This window comes from Candidatus Poribacteria bacterium (genome assembly GCA_016866785.1).
GTDB lineage: Bacteria > Poribacteria > WGA-4E.
The window spans coordinates 1-7,231 of the sequence record VGLH01000164.1; the positions used below are offsets into that span (position 1 = coordinate 1).

The following is a 7,231-nucleotide window of genomic DNA, read 5'->3' on the forward strand; positions in this document are numbered from 1 at the left end:
GAAAGTGCCGCGCAATTCGTTGATGTACTTCGATCAGTTCCGCTTCCCACGTGCGACGTTTCTCGTCCATGAAGGAGTCCTCCGCTCTCCACGGACGATTCTACCATAACTGCGTTTGTAGTGCTAAGTCACGGCGGCTTCGTTGACCTCGAAGTACGGCCTCCCTTCGCGCCGACTCAGCACCCAGAATCCAACGACCGCCTCCATGCCCTTGAGGGATACGACCATCGAGTCCACCGTAGGATCGGCGACGAACCCCTGGACGATCTTGGGCGCTTCGAGCGCCGTGCTGAAAGGCGGCTCCGATAGTGAGTAGCCATCCATCGCCAAGGTCTGGCGAGCGTTCTCGGGAACCGTACTCACAAGCGTCAAGGCTCCTGAGGGCTGATCAGGATGCGCCTCAAGGAACGCCATGCTGTCGACCTCGAAGAACTCGGTCAGTGGCGTGGCAAGCGCTTGCCAGAACTCCGAACGCGATGTGCCGACCACGGGGTTCTTGGCGAAGAGCTGCGCCTCGCGGGACAGCTCTGCCATCGACCGGTCGTGGCTCTGGCGGATGGCTGCGAGTTCCCCGCCTACGGCGTACAGGTAGGACAGGACGGTGACCGTTCCATACGTGACCGCCTGGATGTAGATGTCGGCGAAGGCGAGCGCGGCGTAGCAGACCGCCGTCGACACTACCACGCACCCCAGGCAAGCTGCCAACGGGCGAAGATCAGCGAGCCTGCGGAACAGCAAGCCGCAGACGACTCCGTATCCGATCGCGAGGATGAACCGGAGCCAGCCGAACATGAGCCAGATCGGGCGGCGGGAGAGCGCTGTATAAAGTGCGCTGGCGTGCACCTCGACGTCCGGCATCCACGCGCGTCGAGTCGACGATGTGACGACGCTGCGCTCGAATTCAGGAATCGCCATGCCGATCATGACGCTCTTGCCAGCGAGCACGTCTGCCGCGACCTCGCCGTCCAGTACCCGGCTCGCGGACAAGTAGGGGAGCGTCCGAGTCGGGCCCGCGACGTTCACCAGGACGCCTCTTTCGCTGGACAGCCGGATCGCCCGGTCTCCGACGTCGACGGACCAGTCGCGGATGCGCGGCGCGTCGGTGCCGGTGGCGGCGGAGAGGAGCTGCAGCTCTATGGACGGCTGCAGCGTCCCGTCGATATCGAACACGAGGCGCTGTCGACGCACGACGCCATCCGGGTCAGGATCGGTGCCGATGGCCCCGACGCTACGCGCCAGAGCTTGCAGTGCCTTGGGCGGCGCGACTACGTTCAGGTCAGATTGCTCGCGCGGGTTGGGATGGACTCGCTGTCCGATGACCAGCGTCGACTTCAGCCGTCTCTTGGCGGCATCGGATATGTTCGCGCTGATGTTCTGTGCTGCGGCTTCCGGGATTCGGAGCAGACAGCCAATCGCCAGAGGTTCACACCTCGCGACAGCCTCAAACAGCTTGGCGTAGGATTCGCCAGTCCATGGCGGCTCGCCCAGGTCCTGAAGGGTGCGGGCATCGACCGCGACGATGACGATGGGAGAGTCTGAGAACCGGCTGCCGCGAAGCCGGAACACGAGGTCATAGGATGCCCGCTCGAGGGGTGGAGCACGGTTTCGGCAAGGAGTACCGCGATTGAGCTAACGACGACCAGGACCACGTATGTCCACGTTGCGGAACCCATGCGCGCGACGAGGCGCAGCAGCGTCTGCCGTGAGTCGAGCCATCTGGAGCCCGTCAATGGTTCATTCCGCTCGCGACAAGAGCGCCTCTATTTCTTCGTTGAGTGTCATCGCGTAGAACGGCTTCGTCAGGTATCCGATGGCGCCGAGCGCCAAGCCCTGCTCGATCTCCTTGCTCTGGGCTTTTGCCGTCAGAAAGATGACGGGGATCTGCCGAGTCGTGTCGTCCGCCCTGAGTCGTCGGATGGTCTCGAAACCGTCGAGCAGAGGCATCATCACGTCGAGGAGGATAACGTCCGGTTGCTCCTGCGAAGCCAGCTCAATGCCGCGCAGCCCGTTATCGGCAACGCTGACCTCGTGCCGGCCGTTGGCTTCCAGCGCCATCTTCAGCAGGAACTGGATGTCTTTTTCGTCCTCGACCACAAGTACTCTCATCGGCTGGCATCTCCTCGCCGTCTCGCCACGACCCGCCCAAAGCTCTGCGGAGCCGTGACGTGAATGTCTATTCTACCGTAGATGCGAAACCGCGGTAAAGCCGTCCGGTCGGTTGTCCAGGGCTGTTTCATGAACGAGTCTCGCCGCTTGCTGCGCAGGTCCAACACTACCTGTCATTCCCGCGAGCCCCGCCTTCGCGGGGCCAGGAAGCGGGAATCCAGGGCTCTGGGCTCCCGCCCACGCGGGAGCGACGGCGATAGAGGGTCAGCGCGTCGACGGATGCCGCAGCGCGTGGGCATCAGCCGGTTGCCTGGAGTGCAGAAGCGCGAGGCGAGGTGTGCTCATGAAACAGCCCTGGTCGGTTGTCGGAGGAGGATGGGTCGAGTATGCTCAGTTCGTCTCGCCCATCCGTGAGGTATCAAAGCGCCGATGTCTGAACCCGTCAGCCCTGCCTTATCCAAGCGTGTGAGTCTACTACACGCGGTCGGGATCGTCGACGAAGACAAGCTACTCAAGTGCACTCATTGCGGCTTCTGCTTGCCGACTTGTCCGACCTACCGCGAGCTCGGACTGGAGATGGACTCGCCGCGCGGCAGACTGTACCTGATGCGATCCGTCCTGTCCGGACGATCCAGACTCGACGACGACTTCAAAACTTATATCTACCGATGCCTCGACTGCAGAGCGTGCGAATCCGCCTGCCCTTCCGGTGTGCCGTACGGGGTTCTTGTGGAACAGGCGCGCGCGATGTTCGAGCAATCCTATACGCGCTCTACCGGACAGCGCGCCCTGATCGCGGGCGTGTTCGGAGGGCTGCTGCCGCATCAGGGCAGGATTCGGGCCCTGTTCGGCGCTCTGAGGTTCTACCAGCGCTCTGGTTTGCAGAGGCTGGTACGCGGTTCTGGCGTGCTGAAACTGCTCGGCAGAATGGGCGAGATGGAATCGTTCCTTCCTCCGATTCCCAGCGCGTCGTTCCGCAAGCGGCTCACGCGCGTGACGCCTGCCGAAGGGGAGCGGCGGTACCGCATAGGCTTCATCTCCGGATGCATCATGGAGCCGATGTTCGCGGACATCAATCTGGCGACAGTACGCGTGCTCGCCCGGAACGGTTGTGAGGTCGTAACGCCGCGCGAGCAAGGATGCTGCGGGGCGCTGCACCTTCACAACGGCGTCCGCGATCGGGCAAAGGAGCTCGCCAAGACGAACATCGAAGTGTTCCTCGGTGGGGATTTAGACGCGATCGTGATCAACTCCGCCGGATGCGGCGCCGCCCTGAAGGAGTACGGCGAACTCTTCGAACACGACCCGGAATGGGCGGAACGCGCCGCCGCCTTCAGCGCGAAGATGCGCGACGTCCACGAATGGCTTGTCGAGATCGGCACGGTTCCGCCGACGCACTCGGTTCGCAAGCGAGTCACCTACGACGATGCGTGCCACCTCATCCACGGTCAGAAGGTCAGCCTGCAGCCGCGAGCTCTGCTCAAGAGCGTTCCGGGAATCGAGTGGGTCGAGCTTCGAGAGTCGGATTGGTGCTGCGGCAGCGCCGGCATCTACAACATCACGCAACCCGACATGTCCGAGCAGATCCTCTCGCGCAAGATGAAGTTCGTCGAGGACACCCAGGCGGACATTCTGCTGACAGGAAACCCCGGATGCCTGCTGCAACTGCGCAAGGGCGTCCGCCAGGCGGACCTCAGAATGCACGTGATGCATCCGATCGAGCTGTTGGATTGGGCTTACACCGGCGTCGAGCCGGACTCGATCCGACGAGGCTTCTGAGTCGTCCGGTTGCCAGACGATGCCACATGGTTCGGTCACTGTGGAAGGGAATGGCGTGAAGACCAATACGACGAAGCGACTGCTCGCGGAGGGGAAGCCTGCCGTCGGCAGTTGGATATCTCTGTGCTCCTCCATCTCGGCGGAGTACATGGCGCATCTCGGGTTCGATTGGCTCGTCGTCGATACGGAGCACAGCCCGGTCGGGTTCGAGACGATGGTCCAGTGCTTCCAAGCGATCTGCACGACCCCGACGATGCCCATGGTACGCGTCGCGAACAACGACGTGACGCTCATCAAGCGCGTCCTGGACGCCGGGGCGATGGGGATCGTCGTCCCGATGGTGCTGAACGCCGAGGAGGCGAAGCAGGCGGTCGCCGCCGCCAAATACCCGCCCGTCGGGATCCGCTCCGTCGGCGGCGGACGGTGCATGGTCTACGGCGACGATTACTTCACGTGGGCGAACGACGAGACGTGCGTCATCGTGCAGATCGAGCATATCGAAGCGGTGCAGCGTACCGAGGAGATACTGTCCGTTTCCGGCGTCGATGCGGCGTTCATCGGTCCCAACGACCTGGCTTGGTCGATGGGAACCAAGCCCGGGACGCCGGATCACGAAGCGGCGATCCAGCAAGTGCTCGCCACGGCGAAGCGGATGCGCCGAGCGGTAGGAATCCATACGCCCAGTGGGGGCGTCGCGAAGCAGCGGATCGAGCAGGGGTTCCAGTTCGTCGCCATCGCGTCCGACGCCGCCTATGCAAAGGCGTACGGGCAGGTTCAGCTCGCTGAAGCGCGCAGCGCGCGCATCTGATCGCCGGCGACGATGCGGATAGGGAGGTGACTCGATGGCGAACGAACGCCGAGGGCGCTCCTGGGCGGCGTGGTACGCGACGCTGGCGCCGGGAATCCTCGTCGCTGCGACCGGCGTCGGAGCAGGCGACCTGCTGACGGCAAGCCTCGCCGGTGCGACCGTGGGGCTTGGGCTGCTCTGGGCTCCCATTGCCGGCGGCGTGCTCAAGTGGACCCTCAACGAAGGCATCGCCCGCTGGCAGATGGCGACCGGCACGACGCTGCTCGAAGGCTGGTCGTCGCGCCTCGGTGGGTGGGCTCGGTTCCCCTTCATCGTCTACTTCCTGTTCTGGTCGCTGATGGTGGGCGGCGCGCTCGTGAGCGCGTGCGGCGTCGCCGGCGACGGTCTTCTGCGCCTGGGCGACCCGAAGACTTCGCGCATCATCTGGGGCGTCGTCCACTCGCTGGTGGGCTTGGCGCTGGTACGGATCGGCGGCTTCCGGCTGTTCGAGAAGGTGATGTCCATCTGCATCGGGATGATGTTCGTAACGGTCATCCTGACGGCATTCCTCGTCGGACCGGACTGGGGAGCCGTCGCGCGAGGCATCTTCGTGCCGACGCTCTCGCGTGAGAGCCTGCCGTGGGCGTTGGGCGTGCTGGGCGGCGTCGGCGGAACCGTCACGCTGCTGTCGTATGGCTACTGGATTCGAGAGTCGGGTCGGGAGGGATCGGAAGGCCTGCGGGCGTCGCGGCTCGACCTGGCGGTCGCCTACGCGGGCACGTCACTGTTCGGCGTGGCGATGATCCTCATCGGGTCGCGGATTCAAGTGAGTAAGTCCGGCGGAGACGTCGCGCTGCAGCTCGCAGATCAGCTCGCGCTGGCTCTGGGTCCCGGCGCGAGGTGGTTCTTCCTAGTCGGCTTTTGGGGAGCCGTGTTCTCGAGCCTGCTCGGCGTGTGGCAGAGCGCTCCCTACCTGTTTGCCGACTTCCTGGCGACGGGCAAAGCCGAGCCGCCGCCGGAGGACCTCGCACGAACCCGGTCGTATCAGGGTTTCCTCGTCGCCATCGCGGTCGTGCCTCTGGTCCTGTTGTGGCTCTCCGTCAAGCAGATCCAGCTCGCCTACGCGGTCATGGGCGCGATGTTCATGCCGTTCCTGGCGCTCACGCTCCTGCTGATGAACAACCGTACTGGCTGGGTCGGGGCTCCCTTCCAGAACCGATGGTGGATCAACGTCCTGCTCGTCGTCACGCTGGTGTTCTTCGCCGTGACGGGCATCCTGCAGCTCACGGGAGCGATCCCGAAGTCCGGGGCATGACACGCCTAGGCGGAACCTACATCGAGTGGGCCCTCGCGACGGCCGCGTAGGCTGACCTGCTCCAGAAGGAGTTGGTGTATGGAGCGCTGGCGCGATGGCACGAGAGACCCGGTAAGAGTCGATAAAGCCGCTCTGGAGGAGGAGTCAGGGGCCGACTGTGGTCCCGCTGCAGGTGCCATCCTGTATGTCGACATCGTGGGCTTCTCCAAGCTGCCACTGGCTACGGCTCGCGGACTCGTGGAAGCAGTGGAATCAGAAGTTAGCAGATTCATGCGCCACATCAACTGGCGAGGCAACTCCTTACCGATCTTTGTGCCCACCGGCGACGGGTTCCTGGTGACCTATGTGGGGAGGTGCTGGCTGGCAACGGCGCTCGCGATCCACCTCTACAAGTATCTGGCGTGCTGGAGATGGCAAGGGAAGGACGCCGGGCAGCACATCAGAGCGGGCCTTCACACGGGACGGTACCGACCGCGTACAGACACGACAGGCAGGGCGAACGTTGAGGGTCACGACATAGTGATCGCGCGTCGCATCGTTGATTTCTCAGATCACGGTTGTCATTTCCTGGCGTCAGAAAGAGCAACTGCCGAACTGGAGAGCGACGCGAAGGAAGGGATCGGTAACGGCCGTAGCACACACCGTGATTGCAGTAAGGACAAGTACGCGTTCTCAGAGGACGATGGCCTGAGGCGGTACTGCGACGATAGAGGTGTTCCCTATGACTGCCTTCTACTGTCTGACGGTCAGGTCCTGACACTTCGTCGCATCCGCGACCCCAATACAGAATCAGGCAAACTCGTGGACAAGCATGGGCAAGAGTATGACGTCTTCAACGTCTACGCGTCATCCGACGTAGGCCAGGACGTTCTGCCGGCCAGGCTCTGCTACGCGGACGAGGGCGACGCACGAGGCTAACGCACCGGATCGCTCACGCGCAACATATGGGAACGGTGCATGGCGCGTCGCTAAGCCAGGCTCCTCGCCCAGCGAAAAAGCTGCAGCTCCAGCATATCGACGACTTCAGGCAGGTCTTCTGCCCGGTTCTCCTGCTCGCTTGGATCGTTCCGCCGCTCGTAGAGCTCGCGCTCCGCCAGTCGGTTCGCCCCTTCTCTCACTCCGAGCAGCAGCGTCCAGATGTGGTTGCGGATCGCCCACTGCTGTTCGTGGTGTCCCGTGTAGGCGAAGTCGCGGACGGATGACGCCTCGCCGCGCAGGATCGGCAGGAGGCTCGACCCGTGCAG

The 7,231-nt window shown here is 63.6% G+C and carries 6 protein-coding genes; 4 read left to right on the plus strand and 2 right to left on the minus strand.

From position 1 onward, the window contains the following. Nucleotides 1-123: 123 nt before the first annotated feature. Together FJZ36_17045 and FJZ36_17050 are read right to left on the minus strand one after the other, a co-directional pair. Nucleotides 124-1,566: a CHASE2 domain-containing protein gene (locus FJZ36_17045; protein ID MBM3216606.1), complete on the minus strand. Its 1,443-nt coding sequence runs from the start codon at nucleotides 1,564-1,566 to the stop codon at nucleotides 124-126. A gap of 168 nt (nucleotides 1,567-1,734) precedes the next feature. Next, on the minus strand, nucleotides 1,735-2,106 hold the full coding sequence (locus FJZ36_17050) for a response regulator (GenBank protein MBM3216607.1): 372 nt from the start codon (nucleotides 2,104-2,106) through the stop codon (nucleotides 1,735-1,737). A 429-nt stretch (nucleotides 2,107-2,535) separates the two neighbouring features. Here FJZ36_17050 and FJZ36_17055 point away from each other — a divergent pair, with 429 nt between their 5' ends. The 4 genes from FJZ36_17055 (at nucleotide 2,536) to FJZ36_17070 (ending at nucleotide 6,905) form a co-directional block, all read left to right on the plus strand. Continuing rightward, entirely contained in the window at nucleotides 2,536-3,885 is a 1,350-nt protein-coding gene (locus FJZ36_17055; GenBank protein ID MBM3216608.1) for a (Fe-S)-binding protein, read from the plus strand. Between the two features lie 19 nt (nucleotides 3,886-3,904). After that, nucleotides 3,905-4,693, plus strand: coding sequence for a 2-dehydro-3-deoxyglucarate aldolase (locus FJZ36_17060; protein MBM3216609.1), 789 nt, complete (start codon nucleotides 3,905-3,907; stop codon nucleotides 4,691-4,693). Nucleotides 4,694-4,787: 94 nt separating this feature from the next. Continuing rightward, nucleotides 4,788-5,987 (plus strand): divalent metal cation transporter, encoded by a 1,200-nt coding sequence (locus tag FJZ36_17065; GenBank protein ID MBM3216610.1) that lies wholly within the window; start codon nucleotides 4,788-4,790, stop codon nucleotides 5,985-5,987. Nucleotides 5,988-6,065: 78 nt separating this feature from the next. Beyond that, the gene (locus tag FJZ36_17070) at nucleotides 6,066-6,905 is read left to right on the plus strand and encodes a hypothetical protein (GenBank protein MBM3216611.1); all 840 of its coding nucleotides are present in this window, start codon (nucleotides 6,066-6,068) and stop codon (nucleotides 6,903-6,905) included. Nucleotides 6,906-7,231: the final 326 nt, after the last annotated feature.

Coding starts and splice junctions, on each gene's coding strand:
- FJZ36_17050 (MBM3216607.1), bottom strand. CDS start 2,106: ATGAGAGTACTTGTGGTCGAGGACGAAAAAGACATCCAGTTCCTGCTG.
- FJZ36_17055 (MBM3216608.1), top strand. CDS start 2,536: ATGTCTGAACCCGTCAGCCCTGCCTTATCCAAGCGTGTGAGTCTACTA.
- FJZ36_17060 (MBM3216609.1), top strand. CDS start 3,905: ATGCCACATGGTTCGGTCACTGTGGAAGGGAATGGCGTGAAGACCAAT.
- FJZ36_17070 (MBM3216611.1), top strand. CDS start 6,066: ATGGAGCGCTGGCGCGATGGCACGAGAGACCCGGTAAGAGTCGATAAA.